This window comes from Pseudomonas sp. FP215 (genome assembly GCF_030687795.1).
GTDB lineage: Bacteria > Pseudomonadota > Gammaproteobacteria > Pseudomonadales > Pseudomonadaceae > Aquipseudomonas > Aquipseudomonas salmasensis.
The window spans coordinates 3,469,136-3,491,800 of record NZ_CP117447.1; the positions used below are offsets into that span (position 1 = coordinate 3,469,136).

11 protein-coding genes are annotated in these 22,665 nt (G+C 62.8%); 7 read left to right on the top strand and 4 right to left on the bottom strand.

Translation table 11 applies throughout. The annotated features are described in order from the left end of the window. Nucleotides 1-59: 59 nt before the first annotated feature. Entirely contained in the window at nt 60-929 is an 870-nt protein-coding gene (locus PSH76_RS15520; RefSeq protein ID WP_305492506.1) for a sugar phosphate isomerase/epimerase, read from the bottom strand. Between the two features lie 27 nt (nt 930-956). Then, on the bottom strand, nt 957-1,139 hold the full coding sequence (locus PSH76_RS15525; protein ID WP_032892249.1) for a rubredoxin: 183 nt from the start codon (nt 1,137-1,139) through the stop codon (nt 957-959). Nucleotides 1,140-1,297: 158 nt separating this feature from the next. Here PSH76_RS15525 and PSH76_RS15530 point away from each other — a divergent pair, with 158 nt between their 5' ends. Then, on the top strand, nt 1,298-2,734 hold the full coding sequence (locus PSH76_RS15530; RefSeq protein WP_098951868.1) for a PLP-dependent aminotransferase family protein: 1,437 nt from the start codon (nt 1,298-1,300) through the stop codon (nt 2,732-2,734). Nucleotides 2,735-3,447: 713 nt separating this feature from the next. Here the strand turns inward: PSH76_RS15530 and PSH76_RS15535 are convergent. Next, nucleotides 3,448-3,918 carry an Lrp/AsnC family transcriptional regulator gene (locus PSH76_RS15535; protein WP_014718112.1) on the bottom strand — a complete coding sequence of 157 codons (471 nt, stop codon included), beginning with the start codon at nt 3,916-3,918 and terminating at the stop codon, nt 3,448-3,450. Nucleotides 3,919-4,041: 123 nt separating this feature from the next. Here PSH76_RS15535 and PSH76_RS15540 point away from each other — a divergent pair, with 123 nt between their 5' ends. From PSH76_RS15540 to PSH76_RS15560, 5 genes are all read left to right on the top strand, one after another. Beyond that, a complete protein-coding gene (locus PSH76_RS15540) occupies nt 4,042-5,286 on the top strand; it encodes a methionine gamma-lyase (RefSeq protein ID WP_138763508.1) in 1,245 nt (414 codons plus the stop codon). A 229-nt stretch (nt 5,287-5,515) separates the two neighbouring features. Then, nucleotides 5,516-6,187, top strand: a complete 672-nt coding sequence (locus PSH76_RS15545; protein ID WP_305492507.1) for a helix-turn-helix transcriptional regulator — start codon at nt 5,516-5,518, stop codon at nt 6,185-6,187. Nucleotides 6,188-6,450: 263 nt separating this feature from the next. Further along, nucleotides 6,451-6,714 carry a hypothetical protein gene (locus tag PSH76_RS15550; RefSeq protein WP_305492508.1) on the top strand — a complete coding sequence of 88 codons (264 nt, stop codon included), beginning with the start codon at nt 6,451-6,453 and terminating at the stop codon, nt 6,712-6,714. A 280-nt stretch (nt 6,715-6,994) separates the two neighbouring features. Next, nucleotides 6,995-8,392: a PAAR domain-containing protein gene (locus PSH76_RS15555; RefSeq protein ID WP_305492509.1), complete on the top strand. Its 1,398-nt coding sequence runs from the start codon at nt 6,995-6,997 to the stop codon at nt 8,390-8,392. Then, the gene (locus PSH76_RS15560; protein WP_305492510.1) at nt 8,389-8,778 is read left to right on the top strand and encodes a hypothetical protein; all 390 of its coding nucleotides are present in this window, start codon (nt 8,389-8,391) and stop codon (nt 8,776-8,778) included. The genes PSH76_RS15555 and PSH76_RS15560 overlap by 4 nt, the downstream gene beginning before the upstream one ends. A gap of 203 nt (nt 8,779-8,981) precedes the next feature. Here the strand turns inward: PSH76_RS15560 and PSH76_RS15565 are convergent, their stop codons facing one another. Continuing rightward, nucleotides 8,982-20,369, bottom strand: a complete 11,388-nt coding sequence (locus PSH76_RS15565) for an autotransporter-associated beta strand repeat-containing protein (RefSeq protein ID WP_305492511.1) — start codon at nt 20,367-20,369, stop codon at nt 8,982-8,984. Between the two features lie 412 nt (nt 20,370-20,781). On the opposite strand from PSH76_RS15565, the gene PSH76_RS15570 reads away from it, so the two are divergent. Further along, nucleotides 20,782-22,593, top strand: coding sequence for a monovalent cation:proton antiporter-2 (CPA2) family protein (locus PSH76_RS15570; protein WP_032897482.1), 1,812 nt, complete (start codon nt 20,782-20,784; stop codon nt 22,591-22,593). Nucleotides 22,594-22,665: the final 72 nt, after the last annotated feature.

Below are 22,665 nucleotides of genomic sequence, written 5' to 3' on the forward strand. Positions count from 1 at the left end.
TTGAATAAAGAGAAACAGCAGCAACGGGGCGAACGCAGCCGGCGCTCGCCCCAGGCCGATCAGGCGACGGCGATTTCGGTGGTCAGGGAGTCGCGGTACATCACCGCCAGGTCAGCCAGGGCGGCCTTGGCGGTCTGGTTGCGGGTTTCAAACGCAACCAGGCCCTTCCAGTTGGTCTCGACAATGGCCTGCAGCACATCGGCGTAATCGCAGTTGCCGTCATGGATGCCGAAGTGCTGGTCTTGCACGCCGTTGTTGTTGCTGAAGGAAATGCCCTTGATCAGGTGGTGGTACTTGCGCACCACTTCTGCCGGCAGGCCGTTCTCGATGTTGGCGTGGCCGGCATCGAGGAAGAAGTACACATTGCTGTGGGCTTGCAGGCGCTCGAACACAAAGGCGTATTCCGCTTCGTGGGTGAAGATGTAATGGAATGGCCGATAGTTGACGTAGTTGGACAGGTTTTCCAGGTAGATATCCGTGCCCTTGGCCTTGGCGTACAACGCCAGTTCCTGCACCGACTTGAGGTAATGCTCCAGGGCAACCTTCTTGGCCATCAGCACCATTTTCGGCTCGACGATGCAACCACCATGAATGATCAACGGCGCGCCCAGGCGGCTGGCGATGTCGATTTCCTTCTTCACGTACTCCACGGCCGCGCTACGGAAGGCCTCGACATCACTGCCCAACGGCGCCTTGAAGTTGCCGTGGAAAACCGGCTTGACCCCCGTGGCCGCGATTTGCGCCTGCAGGCTTTCGATACGTGCGTCGGTCCAGTCATCGACCATTTCGCCGAACAGGCTGCCGTCGATGTACCAGTGGGTGCAGTCGCCTTCGATGGCGGTTTGCAGGCCCTTTTCGGCGCCCAGGTATTTCTGGTGGGCCACACCGGTGCAGAACGGGACGGTGGCGTTGATCAGTTTGCTGTGCATGGGACGATTCCTTTCGTTGATGGTGTGTCAGGCTTCTTGAAGTTCAGGGAGGTTGATGGCCATGAAATCGGCCTTGGTCACGCCACAATCCGGGCATGCCCAGTCTTCAGGCACCTCTTCCCAAGGGGTGCCTGCGGGAATTCCGTCCTCCGGAATGCCCAGTTCTTCTACGTACATAAAACCGCAGGGTGCGCACATATAAGTCTTCATGGAAATGCAGAATCCATTGCTTAGGTGTAAGAAATTTCGCCATCTCCTGGCGAGATGCCGCGCAGTCTAGGGGAGTGGCATTGCGCAAGGCAGGTAAAGTGATGCCTAATCCGGCCTAACTTCACCGGTAAAAGCACCGGCAAACACAAGGACGCGTCATGTTTGTATCCGCCATCGCTTTTGTAGAAGGCACGCCCAAGGTCCAGCAGATCGTCGAGGCGTTCAGCCACGCCATCGAAAAGGGCGAATGGGCACCGGGCAGCAAACTGCCATCCGTGCGTGAACTGACCCAGATCCTCGGCGTCAGCAAGTTCACCCTCAATGAAGCGCTGGACCGCCTGCGCGGACGCCACCTGCTCACCTCGAGCCAGGGCCGCGGCTACTTCGTGGCGATGGACAGCACCCGCCCGGCCTCGGCGACCTGGGTAGACCTGTTGCCCCAAGACCTGCTCAGCGTATTGCGCCGCCCGTTGGCCACCGCCAGTGGCGAACTGCGCCCCGGTGGCGGGCACTTGCCGGAGGACTGGCTCAATGGCGAAGCGATCCGCCAAGCCATGCGCAGTGTGGTGCGCGCCCCGTCACTGCGCATCGCCGGCCTGGGCACGCCGGCGGGGCTATTGCCGTTGCGCCAGGCGCTGCAACAGAAACTGCACGGCGAAGGCTTGTCGGTGCCGGTGGAACAGATCATCACCACACCCAATACCGTGCAGGGCCTGGATATGCTCATGCGCCTGCTCGCCCGCCCCGGCGACACGGTGCTGCTCGATGCACCGTGCTACTTCAACTTCCACGCCAACCTGGCGCTGCACGGCGTCAAAGTCATCACCATTGCCCGCCGCCCCGACGGCTTTGACTTCACCGCCCTCGAACAGCTGCTGGCCGAACACCGCCCCAGCCTGTACCTGACCACCAGCGTGTTGCACAACCCCACCGGCCACTCCTTCAGCCCCAGCCAGGCGTTCCGCCTGTTGCAACTGACCCAGCACTATCACTGCCACATCGTCGAGGACGACCTCTACGGCGACCTGCACCCCAACCCACCCCCACGCCTGGCCGCCGTCGCCGGGCTGGACCAGGTCACCTACCTGTCGGGTTTCTCGAAGATCCTGAGTGCCAACACCCGCGTCAGCTACGTGGTGGCCGCCCCGCAACTGGCCGCCAACCTCACCAACATGAAATTGATGAGCGGCGGCGTCACCTCCGAACTGTTCGAACAGATCGTCTACCGCATGCTCAGCGAAGGCAGCTACGCCAAGCATCGCAAACGCATGGTGCAGCGCCTGATGGAAGCCGGCGGGCGCGTCGAACAATGGCTCAAACGCTGCGGGTGCGAACTGCCCATGGCGTATGAAGGCGGGATGTTCATCTGGGCACGCCTGCCGCCCGGCGTAAACGGCGAACTCCTGGCCCAGGAAGCGCTGAAACGCAGCATGGTACTGGCCCCCGGCGCCCTGTTTGGCTATGACCCGGCCCACCGCGACTCAATGCGCTTCAATGTGGCACACAGCGACGAACCACGCGTGCAGCGAGTGTTCGAGGCGCTGCTGCTGCACGGTGTCGCCCAAAAAAGCAAAAGCCCCCCAACCCCAACCTAACCACGATGCGAAGCGAGTAGCTCTTGATCTTGATCTGCTTGTGATCTTGATCTTAGGCGCCCCGTTAAACCACGCTGGCCGGAATTCGACAGGGATTTGGGGGGTAAACCGGCAGGGATGCCGGTTTAGCCGCCCCGCGCCATGGATGGCGCGTGGCGGCGGCCCCCCAAATCACTGGCGGATTACGGGCACACCGAGCCTAGGCGAGGTGCCGAGTGGTGGGGCAAGAGCGTTTTGCTTACTTTTGCGCTTTCAAAAGTGAGCCGCCGTCAGGGCGGAACCCTAAGTGGCCGTTACCAAAATAAAGGATATGTACCCGGTCCAACTGTGTCGCCTGCCAGGCCGCCTTCGCGAGCAAGCCCGCTCCCACAGGTTGATCGTGGGGTGCCAGGTAGATAGGTGGCGGCTGGCAGGCCGTCATCGCAGGCAAGCCAGCCCCCACATTTGGACTGCGGGGTGTCAGGTAGATATGGGCCGGCTGGCAGACCGCTATCGCAGGCAAGCCAGCTCCCACATTTGGACTGCGGGGTGTCAGGTAGATATGGGCCGACTGGCAGGCCGCCATCGCAGGCAAGCCAGCTCCCACATTTGGACTGCGGGGTGTCAGGTAGATATGGGCCGGCTGGCAGACCGCTATCGCAGGCAAGCCAGCTCCCACAGTTGGATCGCAGGGCGTCAGCTGGATACGCATCGGCTCGCGCCGTAGCCCCCCGTCAACCCGGCAACGGAATCACCCGCAACGGCCGCACCGACTTGTACGAAAAACTCGAATAAATCTCCTTGACGCAAGGCAACGTCTGCAAAACCTCCCGCGCAAACTCACCAAACGACTCCAAATCCTTGGCCACCACCTCCAGCAAAAAGTCATAGCGCCCCGAAACGTTATGGCACGCCACAATCTCCGGAATCGCCAACAGCCGCTGCTCGAACGCCCGGGCGATTTCCTGGGTGTGGCTCTCCATCATGATGCTGACAAACGCAGTCACCCCATAACCCAGCGCCTTTGGAGAAAGGATCGCCTGATAGCCACTGATCACCCCGCTCTCCTCCAGGGTGCGCACCCGGCGCCAGCAGGGTGACGTGGTGAGGGCCACCCGCTCGGCCAACTCGGCCACGGTCAGGCGGGCATTGCCTTGCAACGCGTTTAAAAGGGCTTTGTCCGTACGGTCCAGCTTGATGGGCATAACGTGCCTCTAATCATTATTTTTATCGATATTTGATCCACAAACGCAGGTTTTCCCGGGCTTTTTTGCAAGGTTCATGCGTGGTTATGAGCATAGCATTGTAGGAAATAAGGAGCGCCCGACATGCACACTAAACACACCAGCTTCGGCTTTTCTACCCGTGCCATCCACCACGGCTATGACCCCGTTGACCACCACGGCGCCCTCGTCCCGCCCATCTACCTGTCTGCCACCTTCGCCTTCCCCACCGTCGAATACGGCGCCGCCTGCTTTGCCGGCGAAGCCAGCGGCCACTTCTATACGCGCATTTCCAACCCGACCCTGGCCCTGCTGGAGTCACGCATGGCCAGCCTGGAAAACGGCGAGGCCGCCGTAGCGTTCAGCTCCGGCATGGGCGCGATCGCCGCGACGTTCTGGACCCTGTTGCGCCCGGGCGACGAGATCATCGTCAGCCAGACGCTCTATGGCTGTACCTTCGCCCTGCTGCACCACGGCCTGGGCGAATTCGGCATCAAGGTGCGGCATGTCGACCTGACCGACCTGGCCGCCCTGCAAGCAGCCTTCTCCCCGGCCACCCGCATGCTCTACTGCGAGACCCCGGCCAACCCCAACCTGCGCCTGATCGACATCGCCGCCGTGGCCGAGCTGGCCCATCAACAGCCGAATGTCACCGTGGTGGTCGATAACACTTACTGCACCCCCTACCTGCAGCGTCCCCTGGAACTGGGCGCCGATGTGGTGGTGCACTCGGCCACTAAATACCTCAGCGGCCACGGCGACATCACCGCGGGCATCGCAGTGAGCAACCAGGCCCTGGCCCAGCGCATTCGCCTGCAAGGGCTCAAGGACCTGACCGGCGCGGTGATGTCGCCCCAGGACGCCGCGTTGTTGATGCGCGGCCTCAAGACCCTGGGCCTGCGCATGGACCGCCATTGCAGCAACGCCCAAGCGGTGGCCGAGGCGTTGCAGGCACACCCGGCCGTGCAGTGGGTGACCTACCCGGGGCTGCGTTCTTTCCCACAGTACGAACTGGCAAACCGACAAATGAAACTGCCCGGCGGCATGATCGCCTTTGAACTCAAGGGAGGCATCGAGACCGGCCAGCGCTTCATGAACGCGCTGCAACTGTTCACCCGCGCGGTCAGCCTGGGGGATGCCGAATCACTGGCCCAACACCCGGCGAGCATGACCCACTCCACCTACACCCCCGAGCAACGGGCGCAGCACGGTATCAGCGAGGGGCTGGTGCGTTTGTCGGTGGGGCTTGAAGACGTTGCCGACCTGCTGGCCGATATCCACCAGGCCCTGGCCAAGTGCAACGGTGCCAACCTGCGGCCCACCACGACAGCGGCGTACGCGATGAAATAGCGCCCAAACCCACGCGTTTTGCGGTGCCCGGGCGGCGGTCGGAAGGATCCGACTGCCGCTATGCCTGCTTAATGTTTTTTTTCGCAGATTGGATCCCCCTCCTTCAGCCAGCCTGTACTAGCATGTCAGCGGCGGGACGCACTATCACTGCAGGTTATTCACATTAGTTACCTTCTTAATCCCCGTCGCTATAAGGCCCAATACCTGCACGAAACTCATGGACGAATTGATGAACTCACACCTGTTCCCACAGATAGGCAAGGTCATCGCCAGCACCGGCAGCCGCCATTTCCCACGCATGTTGCATGACCTGATCCTTACCCAACTGGCAGTGGACGCCACCCATATCACCCAATTGCACGTCAGCCGTGAAGGCCTTGGCCGTCGCGAGATCAGCCCGGTATACACCGATTCGGTGGCGGCCCTGGGCAGCGAGCAACTCGCCGCACAACTGCACCTCACGCGCCGCAAGGACGATGTGCGCTACGTACTGTCGGTGTATCGCTCGCACCCGTCCGAGAGTTTTTCTGCGCAAGAACGCAGCATGCTCCAGGACTTCTCCACGCTGTTGCTGCCCATGGTGGAAAAACACATCACTGCGCTGCAGCCATCGCTCCCGGACAGCCCGTCGGCAGTGCCGCAACACCAAGGCATCGACACCCTGCGCCGACGCATCCAGGAGCGCTTGGTGCAATCGGGGCTGACCTTGTCCAACCGTGAACTGGAAGTGTGCGTAGGCCTGCTGGCCGGGCGCACCGCGCCGGAGCTGGCAGAGCAACTGGCGTTGAAGGTCAACACCATCGAGAGCTACCTCAAGCGTGCGGCGATCAAGTTGGGAATCAGCGGGCGGCATTCGCTGTTGCGGTGGATGTACTCGACCGAGTCTGACACTGCCCTATAAGCCAAGCAAAAATCCCATGTGGGAGCTGCCTGCGATAGCCATAGGTATCTACACAACTTTGGTGCGACGCCGGACCTGTGGCGAGGGAGTTTGCTCCCGTGACGGCCCTGCAGCCGACGCTGATCTAACTGACGCGCCGAGGTCTAAATGTGGGAGCTGGCTTGCCTGCGAAGACGGCCTGACAGTCGACACAGTCATACCGAGTACATATCCATTCCTGCGGTAACGGCCACCTAGGGTTCCGCCCTGACGGCGGCTCACTTTTGAAAAGCCGGAATGCCGGCAACCCACAAAGTTGTGTAGATACCTATGGCTATCGCAAGCCAGCTCCCACAGGTCAGTCCCTTGCCAATGCCTCTATCGGGTCCAACCGCACCGCATTTCGCGCCGGCACAAAACCGAACACAATGCCGATCAAGGTCGAACAGGCGCTGAACTGCATGGGGAACCTGCCTGATAATTCACGGTTGACGAGAATGTCCGTATTCAGTTTTGCCGCTTGGATCGGCAGTACCGCGCGCCTGTAAAAAATGCGGGCGCAGCCGTAGGCCTGGAGGGGCTTCCGGCAGGCTTGAAAATTAAGGGATCTGTGGGCTGGGGGGGGTGACATGGGAAGCGGGGACAAGGAGCGGTACTGCTCTCTCGGGGGACTGTATGGGGTGCTGCGGACTGATCAGATTTGTACGACGAAAAGCCCGGAAACGTCTGACTTTACCCTCAGGAAATCCCTCTCCAAAGTTTGGCTGCCGCTGACTTTCTCACCTCGGAAAGTGCGGCCAAAAACTCTAATGGATAAAGGGCAAAACAATGAGCGTGGGTTATTTCATTGGCAAGGGTGACAAGACCACCTGCGGCGGCGAAGTGCTGGACGGTGATGACAGAGTCAACATGTATGGCCTGCTCCATGCCCGTGCAGGGGATCGAGTCAGTTGCGGGAAAGATGGGCAAATCTATCGGATCGTCGGTGGTATTCATTTCATTAACAGTCATGGCCGGCTTACTGCCGGTACGCTGGACAGCCACAGTGACTGCCCCTGTAAAGCTCGGCTGATCCCTTCGGTTTACAAGGCTACCTATAGGAGCCGAAACGCAGCCCCACAAACCAGCACCGCAGAAACGGCGAGCAGCACCCCAGTGGCGCGTTCTCAACCCACCTACACACCTTCAAGCAATGCGGCTGCGAATGTCATTAACGGTGTGATGGGCCAGGAGCCAGGTTTTTATATCGTGCCCAAAAGTGTGAGCCGTGAGGCGCTGCAAGCCACACTTTTTCCAACGCTCGACCCGGCTGTAATGCGCAAGTTTCAAGCACTGAACCCAAATACGAGTCACCTCAAAGCCGGCTCGATGATCGTGCTCAGCGATCCGAACAACACCTCCTGCACCTATCAGGAAGCGCAACTGATGCAGGCTGCACAACACGTCAGCGCATCTCTGGATTCGCTGACGCCAGACGAGGCGGACTTTCTGTATCGCCATGGTGCCGAGATCGCTGGATTTATCGGCCATACCTCAACCTGGCTCGGCGTCAGCGCTGTGGTGATGGAAACGCACCTGAACAACCTGCGCGACACCCTCCAAGCAATCGAACGTTTACATCAAGAAAATTACCGCCAACACGGCCACCTCAAATCGTCGCAGTTCTTCACCGATCGCCAGCGTCTCATGAGCCAGCTGGATGCCCACCTGCTCAACTCCACGCGCTTACGTGGCCAAACCACCCTGGGCGATCACCCCAAGTTGAAAACGGCCCTGGGCATTTCCAGTCGCAGTCTGGTGCATCACTGGGACAAAGCGGGTGGGCCTGGGCAGATTCCGGGGTATGCCGCGCATGTGGAAGCGACGAGCCGGGCTGCCAAGTATATGAAGGCGGGTGGTTATATTGGAATTGGGCTGGGCGGTGTGTCGTCGTTGTTGGCTATTCAACAGGTCTGTAATGGGGATTCTGGTGCAGCTTGCGAGAAGATCAAGTTCACTGAATTGGGGAAGCTCGGCCTATCCAGTGCTCTTGGCGCATTTAGTGGATGGGCGGCTGGAGCTGCCAGTGGCTCAGTCTGCATGGCGATCGGCGTGGCTACAGGTGGTATCGGAGGTGTTGTCTGTGTTGCGGCCTTAGTCGGCGCCGGAGCATGGGTGGGGACTACTGCCGGTGGCATGGGCGGCGAGTACATAGGCGAGCTGATTTACGAGGCAACACAACCATGACCAGCATCGATACCTGGCCAAGATGGCTGGCGATTATTGTCGCGGGAGGTCCCGGCTTTCTCTCCGTAGTCGGTCTTGGTTACAGCCTGTATATGACCCATCGTCATTTGGATGCCATCAAGGAAGCCTTAAAAAACAGTCGCTATATTTACATCTGGGGAAGTAGTTTGGGGAAACGCGGGTTGATTTGGTCCCTGCTGGAAATGTCAAAAATAGCCGGAATGGTGGTGTGGCCGAAGGCTTCTATTCTAAATGGGGAGTTGAGCCCAATTGATCTTCAAAACTTCCCCCCTTACTTGAAACGACATCTGACCACCCTTACGGCGATGGCCTTCACGGCCCTCACATGGGGAATAGTTGCAGCTATTCTGGTGAAGTTCAGGTAACCCCAACGGACCTCACCCGAGGCCCCACATCAACACAGCCAAGTGCAATCTCCTGTAGGAGCGAGCTTGCTCGCGAAAAACTCACAGGCGCCGCGTTTAATCAGGATGCCCGCGTTATCGTTGAGGTTTTTCGCGAGCGAGCTCGCTCCTACATGGGGCAAAAAAACCGCCCTTGCGGGCGGTTCAAGAAAACTCGGCCTTGATCAGAAACCGAGGGAGAAACTTACCGTCACGGCGTGGTCCTTGTCGTTGCGCGAGAGTTGGCCCGAATAGCCCAGGCCCAGTCTGCCGTTCTGGCTGATCTGGTAGTCCAGGCCCGCTTCCACCACCGCGCTGTCTTTGGCAATCGGCACGCCCTGGGTGCTGAACGAGCCACCGCCATTGATAAAGCTCAGGTCGGCGTCGGGCTTGGTGTCACCGAAGGCATGGCGCCAGCCGATGCTGCCCCGTGGGGTGATTTTCGAGCCGTTGCCCAGGGTGATGGTCTGGCCAATGCGCACGCCCAAGGTCGAGTAGGTGATGTCTTGGTCGGCATCGCCGCGCAGGGCTGCCGAGCCGCCTTTCTCCTTAATGGTGTCGCTGTCGTAGTTGACGTAGGCCAGGCCGGCGAACGGTTCCAGGGCCACGGTAGGGGTTTGAATGGTATAGCCGACTTCACCGAACACCTGCGCACTGCGTGCCTTGTAGTCGGCCTTGAGGCGTTGGCCCTCGCCGCCGACGGCCACGTTGCGTTTGCTTTCGATGTCATGCCAGCTGTACGCCACGCCCATGCGTGCGGCGAAGGCTTCTTGCTGGTAGGCGGTGTAGGCCATCAGGTGGTAGCTGTCCACATCGGCACTGGAGTTGCGGCGCTTGGCGTCCAGGTCGCTGCGGGTGTAGCCGGCGGCCACGCCCACGCGCCAGGCGTCGTCCACCTGCTTATCGGTACCGAGCAGGAAGCCGCTGAGGTTACGGTCCAGCTTGGCGCTGTTGCTGTCACCGCCCATATGGCCCCAGGTACCGAGTACGCGCATCCAACCGACCATCTCGCCGTGGCAACCGGCGCTGCTCAGGTGGTTCTCGCTAGGTGCCAGAGCATTGCGCGGGTCGTCCTCGCGGTAGCAACCGGGTTGGCGCAGGCGCTCGTTGACCGCGTCACGTACGTAACGCGAGTCTTCAAGCATGGCGCTGGCGGTGCTGGCGTGGATTTCGCCGGACAAGCTGTCAAAGGCCGCGCGTGCCGCCGCTGCATCACCGTTAAGCAGTGCGTTTTGCACCGCTGCGCCACCGACTGCGGTACCTGTACCCAACGCCGCCGCCACGCCGCGCTGGTTACCGGTGGCCGCCACGCTGGCATAGCTGACGTCGTTGCGGCTGACCGCCAGGGCCACTTGGGTTGGGCTGTAGTTCAACGCGGTAGTGAGGAATGCCAGGTTCTCCAGGTTGGTGGTGGCGAAGGTGCCGTTGACCGCGCCGGCTGTCAGCAGGGTGTAGGTGGTGGCGCCGGCATAGGGTGCCAGGTTGACCACATTCAAGGTGCCGCCCAGGTTGGCGGTGCCGCCTACGGCCAGGGAGCCGGTGGTGGATGGGGTGATCACCAGGTTCAGCGCACCGGTGCTGGCGTTGGTGAAGTTGCCGGCCACGGTCAGCTTGCCGCCGTCGGGTGTCACCGAGCCGTTGTTGACCAGCGAACCGACACTGCCGTTACCGGTCAGCCCTGCACCGTTGGCCACGGTGACCTGGCCGCCAAGTACCGCGCCTGGGTTGGCCGCGTTACCCACTTGCAACACGCCCTCTTCCACTGCCACGGTGCCGCTGAACGGCTGGTTGCCGGTCAGCAACAGCGCGCCTGCGCCTTGCTTGATCAGCGCACCGGTGCCGCTCAAGGTACCGCTGAACTGGCCATTGGTGCGCTGGGTGAACAACAACCGCGCGTTGTTGAGGATCCTGCCACGCAGGCTGGTGGTGGTGCCCGCCAGCGTACCGCCACTGACGGTGGTGCCGCCGGTGTAGGTATTGGCGCCGGTCAGCAGCAAGGTGCCGGCATCCAGCTTGTTGATGCCGCCGGTTCCCACCAGCGGTGCATCAATCTGAGCGGTCACGCCGGAATTGACCCGCACCGGCGCCAGGCTGCCATCCGCCGCATTGGTGGGGCTCAAGCTGCCGCCCTCGCCGGCGACCAGCATGTAGCCGGCGTCCAGCACTTGCAGGCCAGTGAAGCCTTGGTTGCCGACCACGGTCACGGTGCCGCCCTGCCCGCCAAATACCGCGAACTGGTTGGTGGACGCCTGCCCTTGGGTGCCGGTGGGGTCGGTCCAGTTGGTGCCTGGCCCCCAGGTACCGCTGCCGCCGCTGATGCTGCCATCGGGGTTGGTGGTGCCGCCGTTCCAGAACTGGATCTGCCCTGGAGTGGTTTGCACCACCAGGTTGAGCTGGTTGGCCAGCGCCGTTTGCAGGCTCAGGTTGCCCAGTGCCACCGGCAAGGTGCCAAAGGTGAGGCCGTTATCGGTCAAGCTGCCGCCGTAGCGGAACAGTTGGTACACACCGACGCCGAAGCCGCCCGTATCGCTGACGTTGAGCGTGCCGTCCAGGGTCAGGTTACCCGCCACGTTCACCGCGGTACTGGAGGCACCCGGCGCACCGAGGGCGAAGTCCAGGGTGGTGCCCGACGACAAGGCCAGCGAACCCACCGACAGTGGCGTCGCGGCACCAGCCTGGAGCACCGAGCCGTCGGCCATGTTCACCGCACCGCCCAGGGTACCGCTGCCGCCGAGGGTCGCGCCGCTGGCGACTTGCACCGCGGCGCTGTTCAAGGTGCCGTTGACCAGCAGGCTGCCGGTGTTGACGTTTGTGTTGCCGGTAAAGGTGTTGTTGCCGCTGAGCAGCAACGCGCCGGTGCCGGTTTTGTTCAACACGCCGGTACCGGTGAGGTTGCCGGTGTAGGTGCCGTCGCTGGCTTGCTCAAAGGTCAACGCCGCGTTGTTGGCGATAGCGCCTTGCAGGCTGGTGGTGTTGCCGGTGGTGCTGCCGCCGTTGAGCGTGGTACCGCCGCTGTAGGTGTTGGCAGCGGTCAGCAACAACGCGCCGCTGCCATTTTTCACCAGGCTGCCGCTGCCGCTGATCACGCCGTTGAGCGCCAGGTCGTGGCTGCCGGCCAGGGTCAGCGGGCCGCCCAGGTTGAGGGTGTTGGCCAGTTGCAGGTCGGTGCTGCCATCCAGTTGCGCCGCGCCGCCGACCGTTAAAGCGCCACTGCCCAGGGCAGCATTATTGCCGAGGATCAATTGGCCGGCGTTCAGGCCCGTGCCGCCGCTGTAGCTGTTGACGCCATTGAGCGTCAGCGCGGCCGCACCGTTTTTCACCAGGCTGCCGCTGCCGCTGATGCCACCATGGAGGGTCAGCGCGTTGCTGCCACCCACCGTCAACGCACCGTTGAGCACGGCCGCATTGGCCAGGCTGACCGCCGCGTTGCTGTCCAGGGTGGTGCCGCCTGCCGCCGTCAGAGCGCCTGTGCCCAGGGCACTGTTATTGCCCACCACCAGGGTGCCGCCGTTCAGCGCGGTACCGCCGGTGTAGCCATTGCTGCCGTTGAGCACCAGGGTACCGCTGTCGAGTTTGGCCAGGGTGCCGGCGCCGTTGAGGGTCACGCCCAGGGTGGCGGTGGCGTTCGGGTCGACGCGCACCGCGGTGTTGCCGGTGCCGCCATTGACCAGGTTGAGCACGCCCGCCGTGCCAGCGCCCAGGGTGTAGCCATCAGTGACGAACTGCATGCCGGTGATGTTTTGCGTGCCGTCCACCGTCACGTTGCCTGCCGCGCCTTGGAACACCGCGAAGCTGTTGACCCAGCCCTGGTTGAGGGTGCCGTCGACATTGGTCCAGTTGGTATTGCCCGCGTTCCAGGTGCCGGTGCCGCCGTCAATCGCACCGTTGCCGATCAGGCTGTTGCCATCCCAGAACTGCACGGTGGTGTTGGGCGCGGTCACCAGCAGGTTGACCTTGTTGGTGATCGCGGTCTGCACTTGCAGGTCGCCCGGCACCACGCTGCCTGGCAGTGTCCCGAGGGCCAGGCCGTTATCGGTCAAGGCTCCGGTGTAGTTGATGAGGTTGTAGACGCCGCTGCCAAAACCGCCGATATCGATGACATTGAGGTTGCCGTCCAGGGTCAGGTCGCCGCCGACATTCAGCAGGCCTGTGCCGCCACCCAGCACCGGAGTGCCGAGGCCGACATCCAGGTTCGAGTTGCCCCCCAGCACCAACGAGCCCACCGACAGCGTGCTGCCGGTGGCCAGGCCGATGTGCCCACCGTCGGCCACGGTCACCGCGCCGGCCAATGAACCGCTGCCGGCCAGGGTCGCGCCGCTGTTGACTGCCACCGTGCCGCTGGCCAGGGAACCTGTGACATTCAAGGTACCGCCGTTGACGGTGGCCGCGCCGCTGAGGGCATTGGTGCCGCTCAGGTTGAGCACCCCGCTGCCGTTTTTATCCAGGTTGCCGGCACCGTTGAGCGCACCGCCAAAGCTGTTATCCAGGTTGCTGCCACCCACCGCCAGCGTAGCGCCGCCAGCCACCTGCACCGTGCCGTTGCCGGCCAGGCTGTTGAGGTTGGCATCGCCACCCAGGTTGAGGCTGGCGCCGCTGCCGACAGTGACGCCGGAGGTGGTGCCCAGCGCACCATTACCCGTCGTGGTCACGCTGCCCGCCGCCACGGTCAGTGGGCCGCTGAAGCTGTTGTTGCCGGTCAGCAGCAGGTCCGCCGCGCCATTTTTGATCAGCGCTGCGTTGCCAGCGAGTACACCGGCCAGGGTCAGGTTGTTGCTGCCAGCGACAGTGAGGTCGCCATTGAGATTGACCGCATTGGCCAGCACCAGCGGCGTGCTGTTGGCCAGGGTGGCCGTACCGCCGACGGTCAATGCGCCCGAGCCCAGGGCCGTGGTGCTGCCGAGGGTCAGCGTGCCGGCATTGAGCGCCGTGCCGCCGCTGTAGGTGTTGGCGCCGTTGAGGGTCAGGTTGGCGCCACCGGCCTTGGTCAACGAACCCGTGCCGTCCACCACACCGTTGAGGCTCAGGTCGTTGCTACCGCCGACCGTGAGCGCGGCATTCAGGCTGGTGTTATTGGCCAGGGCCAACGCCGTGTTGGTGTCCAGGGTGGTTGCCCCATTGACCGCCAAGGCACCGCTGCCCAGGGCCGATGCATTGCCCAGGGTCAAGGAGCCGGCATTCAATTGCGTGCCGCCCAGATAGGCGTTGGCACCGTTGAGCGTCAGGTTGCCCGCGCCGGTTTTGGTCAGGCCACCGGTACCGCTGACCAGGCCGTTGAGGCTTAGGTCAGCGGTGCCCAGAATGCCCAGGTTGCCGGCCAGATTGACCGTATTGGCCAGGGCGACCGCCGTGCTGCTGTCGAGGGTGGTGCCGGCGGCCGCGTTCAGGGCGCCACTGCCCAGGGCCGTGTTGGAGGCCAGGATCAGGCCGCCTGCGTTGAGGGCGGTTGGGCCGGCATAGGTGTTGTTGCCGCTGAGGGTCAGGTTGGCGATGCCATTTTTGATCAGGCTGCCCGTACCCGCCACGGTGCCGGCCAGGGTCAGGGCATTGCTGCCGCCGAGGGTAAGGCTGCCGTTGACGTTGAGTGCATTGGCCAGGCTGACCGCGGTGTTGCTGTCCAGGGTGGTGCCATTGGCGGTGGTCAAGACGCCGCTGCCCAGGGCGCTGTCATTGCCGACCACCAAGGTGCCGCCATCCAGGGCGGTGCCGCCGGTGTAGCTGTTGGCGCCGTTGAGCACCAGGGTGCCGGTGTCGAGCTTGGCCAGGGTGCCGCCGCCGTTGAGCGCGACGCCCAGGGTGGCGGTGACGCCGGGATCGACACGTACGGCGGTGTTGCCACCCACGCCATTGAACAGGGTCAAGGCGCCCGCTGCGCCGCCGGCCAGGTTGTAGCCATCGGTGACGAACTGCAAACCGGTGACGGCTTGCGCGCCGTCAACCGTGACGGTGCCCGCCGTGCCTTGGAACACGGCAAAGCTGTTAGGTGTCCAGGCGGTATTGAATGCGCCGTTGACGCCGGTCCATTGGCTGCCGCCTGCACTCCAGGTGCCGCTGCCGCCTTCGATGGTGCCATTGCCCGTGGTTTGGCTGCCGTCCCAGAACTGCACATTGGTACTGCCGTTGACCAGCAGGTTGATCTGGTTGCCGATCGCAGTTTGCAGGTCCAGGTCGCTGGCCGGGATGTTCACCGGCAGGCTGCCCAGTTGCAGGCCGTTGTTGGTCAGGCCACCGGTGTAGTCGATCAGGCGGTAGATGCCCGCACCGAAGCCGCCTATATCGGTGACGTTGAGGGTGCCGTCCAGGGTCAGGTTGCCGTTGACCTGAACCAGCGCCGTGCCGCCAGTGGCGGGCGCGCCGAGGCCCGCATCCAGGTTGGAGTTGGCATTGAGCAGCAGCGAACCGGTGGTCAGGGTCGCGCCTGAATTGACGGCCAGGTGGCCGCCATCGGCGACGCTCACATTGCCCAGCAAGGTGCCGGTGCCGCCGAGGGTGGCGCCACTGCCCACCGCCACATTGGCGCTGGCCAGGGAGCCATTGACGAGCAAGCTGCCGGCGTTGACCTGGGCATCGCCGGTCACCACGCTGAGGCCGCCAAGGGTCAAGGCGCCAGTGCCGTCTTTGGCCAGGTTGCCGAGGCCTGCCACGATCCCGTCGAAGGTGCTGTCCAGATTATTGTTGCCGACGCTCAAGGTGCTGCCGGCGCCTACGGTGGCAATCCCGGTACCCGTGAGGGCGCCCAGGCTGGCGCTGGCGCCCAGGTTCAGGGAAGTACCGCTCGCCAGGTTGACCCCAGCGCCGACACCCAGCGTACCATTGCCCACCGTAGTGAGGCTGCCCGATTGCACATCGAACAGGCCGTTGAAGGTGTTAGTGCCGGTCAGGCTCACATCCGCCGTGCCGGTTTTCACCAGGCTACCGCTGCCGGCCAGCACGCCGGCCAGGGTCAGGTTGTTGTTGAGACCGCCCACGGTCAGGCCAGCATTGAGGTTGACCGCATTGGCCAATACCAGCGGTGTGCTGTTGGCCAGAGTAGCTGCACCGTTTACGTTCAAGGCGCCGGTACCCAGGGCCGCTGCCGTGCCCAGGGTTAATGTACCGGCGTTGAGGGTGGTGCCGCCTTGGAAGGTGTTGACGCCATTGAGGGTCAGGTTGGCTGCGCCGTCTTTAGTCAGGCCAGCCGTGCCGGTGACCAGGCCACCCAGGGTCAGGTCATTGCTGCCGGTGACGGCGAGGTTGGCGTCAAGCACGACGCCATTGCCCACTGTCAGCGCCGCCGTGTTATCCAGGGTCGCCGCGCCGCCTACAGTGAGGTTGCCCAGGCCAAGGGCAGTGGCGCTGCCCAAGGTCAGCGTACCGGCGTTCAGGGTGGTGCCACCCAGGTAGGCGTTGGCGCCGCTGAGGATCAGATTGGCCGTGCCCTCCTTGGTCAGGCTGCCTGCACCGTTGATTGCGCCGCCGAGGGTCAGGTCAGCGCTGCCGCCGATGCCCAGGTTGCCCGCCAGGTTGATCGCGTTAGTGGTGGTGACCGCCGTGCTGGCGTCCAAGGTGGTACCGCCTGCGGCGTTCAACACGCCCGCGCCCAGCGCCGTATTGCTGGCCAGGATCAGCCCGCCTGCGTTCAAGGCCACGGGGCCCAGGAAGGTATTGGTGCCGCCGAGTGTCAGGTCTGCCGTGCCATTCTTGACCAGGCCCCCGATGCCGCTGATGGCGCCATTGAGCGCCAATGCGTTGCTGCCGCCGACCGTCAGGCTGCCGTTGAGTACCGCATCATTGCCCAGGGTTACGGCGGCGTTGCTGTCCAGCGTGGTGCCCGCTGCCGCAGTCAGCGTGCCAGTGCCCAGCGCGGTGTTGCTGCCGACCACCACCGTACCGCCATTGAGCAAGGTGCCGCCGGTGTAGCTGTTGGCGCCATTGAGCACCAGCGTGCCGGTATCGAGTTTGTTCAGAACGCCCGCGCCGGTGATCTCCACGCCGAGGGTGGCCGTCGCCAGTGGGTCGACGCGCACGGCGAAGTTGCCACTGCCGGTACTCAACTGCCCACCGGTGCCATTGACCAGGCTGTAGCCATCGGTGGCGAATTGCATGCCCGTGAGGGTTTGCACGCCGTCTACGCTGACGGTGCCCGCCGCGCCTTGGAACACCGCGAAGCCACCGCCCCAGGTCTGGTTGGACAGGCCGTCGGCCGAGGTCCAGTTGGTGCCGCCCGCTGTCCAGGTGCCGTTGCCACCGTCAACAATGCCGTTTGCGATGGAGTTGCTGCCGTCCCAGAAACGAATATTCGGCGCCGCTACCACCAGGTTGACCTGACTGCCCACTGAAGTCTGCACCAGCAGATCACCCAGGCCATAACCCAGCGGCACCGTGTTGACGTTCAACGCACCGGTCAAGCCGCCGGTGTAGTTGATCAAGCGATACACACCAGCGCCAAAGCCACCGGCATCGCTCACATTAAGGTCGCCGGCCAGGTTCACATTGCCACCAACATTCATCAGCGAGGTCAGCGACGGCGCGCCGAGGGCCACATCCAGACTGGCCCCGGCACTCATGTTCAGGCCGCCAGCCGACAAGGTCGTGCCACTGCCCAGCGCCAAGTGCCCGCCACTGTTGATATTCGCCGTACCCAATAGCGAGCCACTGCCGGTAAGGGTGCCGCCGCTATTCACGTCGACCAACGCGCTGCCCAGGGAACCATCGACATCCAGGGTGCCCGCGTTGATCGTCGTGTTGCCGGTGATGCCATTAATTGCGTTGAGCGTGAGCGTGCCGGTGCCCACCTTGATCAAGCTGCCCGCACCGCTCAGGTCTCCGTCAAAAGTACTGCTGGTGTTCACACCACCCACGGTGAGATTCAAACCGCTGCCGACTGCCACGCTACCTGCACCGCTGAGGCCGGCCAGGCTGGAATCGACGCCCAGGTTCAGCGCAGCGCCAGCGCTGACATCAACGCCAGAGGTGCTACCCAATGCACCGGCGCTGCCGGTGGTGACGCTGCCGGAGACAATATTCAATGGCCCGGTAAAGGTGTTATTGCCGCTCAAGGTCAGGTCAGCCAAGCCATTTTTGATCAGTGCACTGGCGCCGCTGATCACGCCGCTGAGGTTGAGGTCATTGTTACCCGCGAGCGTCAGGTCGCCATTCAAGGCAATCCCGTTGCCCAGGGTGAAGGTCGCGCTGGTATCCAGGGTTGCCGCACCGCCGACCGTCAAGGGGCCTGCGCCCAATGCGCCTGCCGAGCCCAAGGTCAGCGTGCCGGCGTTGAGGCTGGTGCCACCGGTGAAGGTGTTGGTGCCGTTGAGGGTGAGGTTGGCCAGGCCATCCTTGATCAGCGCACCCGCGCCGCTGACCACACCGCCCAGGGTCAGCGCATTGGTGCCGCCGACGGTCAGCCCGGCGTTGAGGGCAATGTTATTGCCCAGCGCCACCGCCGAGGTGCTGTCCAGGGTGGCGGCGCCGCCGACAGTCAAGTTGCCCAGGCCAAGCGCCGTGTTGCTGCCGACGGTCAGGCTGCCCGCATTCAGGGTGGTGCCACCCAGGAAGTTATTGTTGCCGCTGAGTGTCAGGCCGGCCGTGCCGTTTTTGGTCAGGCTGCCTGCACCGTTGACTGTGCCGCCCAGGGTCAGGTTGGCGCTGCCACCGATTCCAAGGTTACCGGCCAGGTTGACCGCGTTGGTCAAGCTCACCGCCGTATTAGCATCCAGGGTCGTGCCGGCTGCCGCATTCAATACACCGGCACCCAGCGCGCCATCCGTGCCCACCACCAGCTTGCCGGCGTTCAGCGCGGTATTGCCAAAGTAAGTGTTCGCCCCGTTAAGAATCAGGTCAGCCGGCCCGTTCTTGATCAACCCGCCGATGCCCGCCACGGCGCCACCCAGGGTCAATGCATTGCTGCCACCAAGGGTCAAGTTACCGCCCAGGTTGATGTTATTGCCCAGGCTCACCGCTGCGCTGGCATCCAGCGTGGTGCCCGCCGTTGCGTTCAACACACTGGTACCCAGCGCGGTGTTTGAGCCGACCACCAGCGAACCGGCGTTCAAGGCCGTGGTGCCGGTATAAGTATTGTTGCCAGTAAGCGCCAGGCTCGATGCGCCGGTCTTGATCAGCCCGGAGCCACCGCTGACAACCCCGCCCAGGGTCAGAGGGTTCACGCCGCCTACGGTCAGATTGGCGTTCAAGGTGATCGCATTGCTGGTGGTCAACGCTGCATTGCTCTGCAACGTACCCGCACCCGTCACAGTCAAGGCGCCAGTGCCGAGTGCTGCAGCATCGCCCAGTGTGAGCGTGCCGGCGTTCAAGGTGGTGCCACCCTGGAAGGTGTTGGCGCCGCTGAGGATCAATTCGCCCGTACCGACTTTGGTCAAGCCAGTGCTGCCCGAGATCAGGCCGTTCAAGGTCAGCCCGGTAGCAGCCCCCTGCACCGTCAGGCCACCGGTTCCGAGGGTCATCAGGTTAGCCAGTGTCAGGTTGTTAGTGGTGGCTTCGATAGCGCCGCCGTTAGAGGTGAGCACACCGCTGCCGAATGTCGCGTTGTTATTGAATTGCGCCACGCCGCCATTGAGCGTGGTGCTACCGCTGACCAGCGGCCCTAGCAAGGTCCAGGTGCCGCTGTTGATGGCCAGGTTGTTGAAGTTGACATAGTTGGCGCTTGAGGCCGTGCCGGTACCCGTACTGCCACCACCGACACCCGTCGTGTTTTCAAGGATCAGTGAGTTGCTGCCGCCTGCCCCGCCGTCCACCTGGCCGGTGGGCGCAAAGGTGAGGTTCACTCCGATCAGTCCGCCCAGGCTTACGCCAATGCCGCCGCCGTTGGTCACTTGCGACCCCGTGACTGCCGTAAAGGTGTTGGTACTGGCGGTCCCCATCGACACGCCGCCAGAGATGGTGCCGGTGTTGCGGAACGTGTTCCCTGTAGTGGAGCTCTCGAACGCCACGCGCCCGGTCAGGGTGCCATTATTCGTCATATTGACCTGGCCGCCACCCTGGACCGCCACCACCGGGGTATCGGAGGCGAACAGCGTCAGGCCGAGCAAAGAGGAAGAACCAATGACACCGTTGTTAACGATCGTGGTGGTGCCGCCTGCGCCGTTAGTGGCGTTCAGGGCCATGCCGTCCAGCGAGGCCAGGTTCAGCCCCAGCAACGCGCCAGTCCCGCGCATGATGCCGGTGGCGCTGTTGGTGATATTCAACACGCTGGCTGCCGTGTTGCCGATCACCACACCACCGCTCAGCACCGAAACCAATCCGAGGAGTGCCGGGTCAATGGTGCCGGCGTTGTTCAACGTCGTGTTGTTGCCGGTCAGGGTCAGTGCTTTACCGCCCAACGTCGCATTGAGCTGCGCCCCCGCGTTGACGTTGACCGTCAGGCTGTTGACTGCACTGCTGAAGGTATTGAGTAACAGCGGCAATGACGGCACACCCGTACAGGTCACCGTCGCTCCAGCGGTGGGACTCGCCGGGCTACAGGCGGCGAACACATCCGGGCTCGCCAGCCCCATCACCAACCCGGCCACTCCCAGGCGGATCGCAAGAGAAAGCGCAGAAATACGAGGTAAAGCGGCAGTCGCAAGTCTTCTATCCACGTTCTACTCCTTGTGGTCCAAGCCTTTCATCCGTGACTGCGTGTAAGCCTTGTTTCAACGATCCACACGCATCGAATTCGAAACACCTGACCGTGGTGACTACTGATCCAGTTTTTCGAAACGTTAGTAGACCTGCGCGAAAGCCATTGAATTAAATGGTATTAATACTTTCGTAAGACCGGCGTAAGAATGGGATGAGAGCCAACACCCATTGACTGTCGCGACAAAAATACAAGTTTCCAAATGTGAAAAAGCGCTCTAATAGCGCCCTATCCTCCCCCACCGTAGGCGCGAGCTTGCTCGCGAAAATCCTCAACGATGACGCGACAAACCAGACACAGCGCGGTGCCCTTGCGTTTTTCGCGAGCACGCTCGCTCCTACCGTTGATCGATGCAAATGCTGGAGTTCGTGATGCCCCATGAAGGCAACCTGTTACAAGCAGCCGTGGTGTTCCTGTTCGCCGCCGTGCTGACCGTGCCCCTGGCCAAGCGCCTGCAATTGGGTGCGGTGCTGGGCTATCTGTTCGCCGGTGTGATCATCGGCCCGTCGGTACTTGGCCTGATCGGCAACCCGCAAAGCGTGGCGCAGTTTTCTGAACTGGGCGTGGTGCTGTTGCTGTTCATCATCGGCCTGGAGCTGTCACCCAAACGCTTATGGGTGATGCGCAAGGCAGTGTTCGGCGTCGGCCTGGCCCAGGTCCTGCTCACCGGCGTGGTGATGGGTGCGGTCGCGCTGTGGCTGTTTGGCCAGTCGTGGAACAGCGCCATCGTGCTGGGCCTGGGCCTGGCGTTGTCGTCCACGGCGTTTGGCCTGCAAAGCCTGGCCGAACGCAAGGAGCTCAACCAACCCCACGGGCGCCTGGCCTTTGCCATCCTGCTGTTCCAGGACATTGCCGCCATCCCGCTGATCGCCATGGTGCCGTTGCTGGCCGGCAGCGATCACCCAACCACCGAGGCCCAGGGCGTGCAACACGTGTTGCAGATCCTGGGCAGCATCGCCGTGGTGATCATCGGCGGGCGCTACCTGTTGCGCCCGGTGTTTCGCATCGTGGCCAAGACCGGCCTGCGCGAAGTGTCCACCGCCACCGCGCTGCTGGTGGTGATCGGCACCGCCTGGCTGATGGAATTGGTGGGCGTGTCCATGGCCCTGGGCGCATTCCTCGCCGGCCTGCTGCTGGCAGACTCGGAATACCGCCACGAACTGGAATCCCAGATTGAGCCGTTCAAAGGCCTGCTGCTGGGCCTGTTTTTTATCAGCGTGGGCATGGGCGCCAACCTCAGTTTGCTGCTCAGCACGCCGCTGGTGGTGATCGGCCTGACCCTGCTGCTGATCGGCTTGAAGCTGCCGCTGCTGTACGCCGTCGGGCGGATGGTGGGCGACCTCAACCGCGAAAGCGCTTTACGCCTGGGCGTAGTGCTGGCGGCGGGCGGTGAATTTGCCTTCGTGGTGTTCAAGATCGGCCGCGATCAGGGCCTGTTCGAACCGCAGCTGTACGACGTGCTGGTGCTGACTATCACCCTGTCCATGGCCGTGACTCCGCTGCTGTTGCTGGTGTGCCCGAAGCTGTTCAAGCCCAAGGTCAAGCCGGTGGAAGTGCCCGAGGAATACCGCGCCATCGAAAGCGATGCGCCCCGCGTGGTCATCGCCGGCATGGGCCGGATGGGCCAGATCGTGGCGCGTATCCTGCGCGCCCAGAACATCTCGTTCATCGCCCTCGATACCTCGGTGGAAACCATCGAGCTGACCCGCAGCTTTGGCGGCATGCCGGTGTTCTACGGCGACCCCCAACGCCCGGAAATCCTCCACGCGGCCAAAGTCGATCAGGCGGAATTCTTCGTCATCGCCATGGACGACCCGGAGATCAACATCAAGACCGCCGAGTTGGTGCGCAACCTCTACCCGCACATGAAGATCATCGCCCGTGCGCGCAACCGCCAGCACGTACACCGCTTGGTGGACCTGGACGCTTCACCGGTGCGCGAAACCTTCTACTCCAGCCTGGAAATGAGCCGCCGTACCCTGGTGGGCCTTGGTTTGAGCCAGGCCCAGGCCGATGCGCGCATCAACCGCTTCAAGACGCACGACCAGCAGGTACTCGCCGCCCAACACGCGGTGTACGACGACGCGGCGAAGGTCATGCAAACCGCCCAGGAAGCCCGTGCGGAACTGGCGCGCTTGTTTGAAATGGACAGGCTTGAGGAAGAATCTTCCGACAAAGTGTGACGGGGCCGATGAACGAGACTGCGAATTTTCTGACAGAATACGCCGCAATTTCGTTCATCCCCGGAGTGCTTC

Excerpts from the sequence above, each read along its gene's own strand:
- PSH76_RS15520 (WP_305492506.1), bottom strand. The coding sequence starts at position 929 with ATGCACAGCAAACTGATCAACGCCACCGTCCCGTTCTGCACCGGTGTG.
- PSH76_RS15525 (WP_032892249.1), bottom strand. The coding sequence starts at position 1,139 with ATGAAGACTTATATGTGCGCACCCTGCGGTTTTATGTACGTAGAAGAA.
- PSH76_RS15530 (WP_098951868.1), top strand. The coding sequence starts at position 1,298 with ATGTTTGTATCCGCCATCGCTTTTGTAGAAGGCACGCCCAAGGTCCAG.
- PSH76_RS15535 (WP_014718112.1), bottom strand. The coding sequence starts at position 3,918 with ATGCCCATCAAGCTGGACCGTACGGACAAAGCCCTTTTAAACGCGTTG.
- PSH76_RS15540 (WP_138763508.1), top strand. The coding sequence starts at position 4,042 with ATGCACACTAAACACACCAGCTTCGGCTTTTCTACCCGTGCCATCCAC.
- PSH76_RS15545 (WP_305492507.1), top strand. The coding sequence starts at position 5,516 with ATGAACTCACACCTGTTCCCACAGATAGGCAAGGTCATCGCCAGCACC.
- PSH76_RS15555 (WP_305492509.1), top strand. The coding sequence starts at position 6,995 with ATGAGCGTGGGTTATTTCATTGGCAAGGGTGACAAGACCACCTGCGGC.
- PSH76_RS15560 (WP_305492510.1), top strand. The coding sequence starts at position 8,389 with ATGACCAGCATCGATACCTGGCCAAGATGGCTGGCGATTATTGTCGCG.
- PSH76_RS15570 (WP_032897482.1), top strand. The coding sequence starts at position 20,782 with ATGCCCCATGAAGGCAACCTGTTACAAGCAGCCGTGGTGTTCCTGTTC.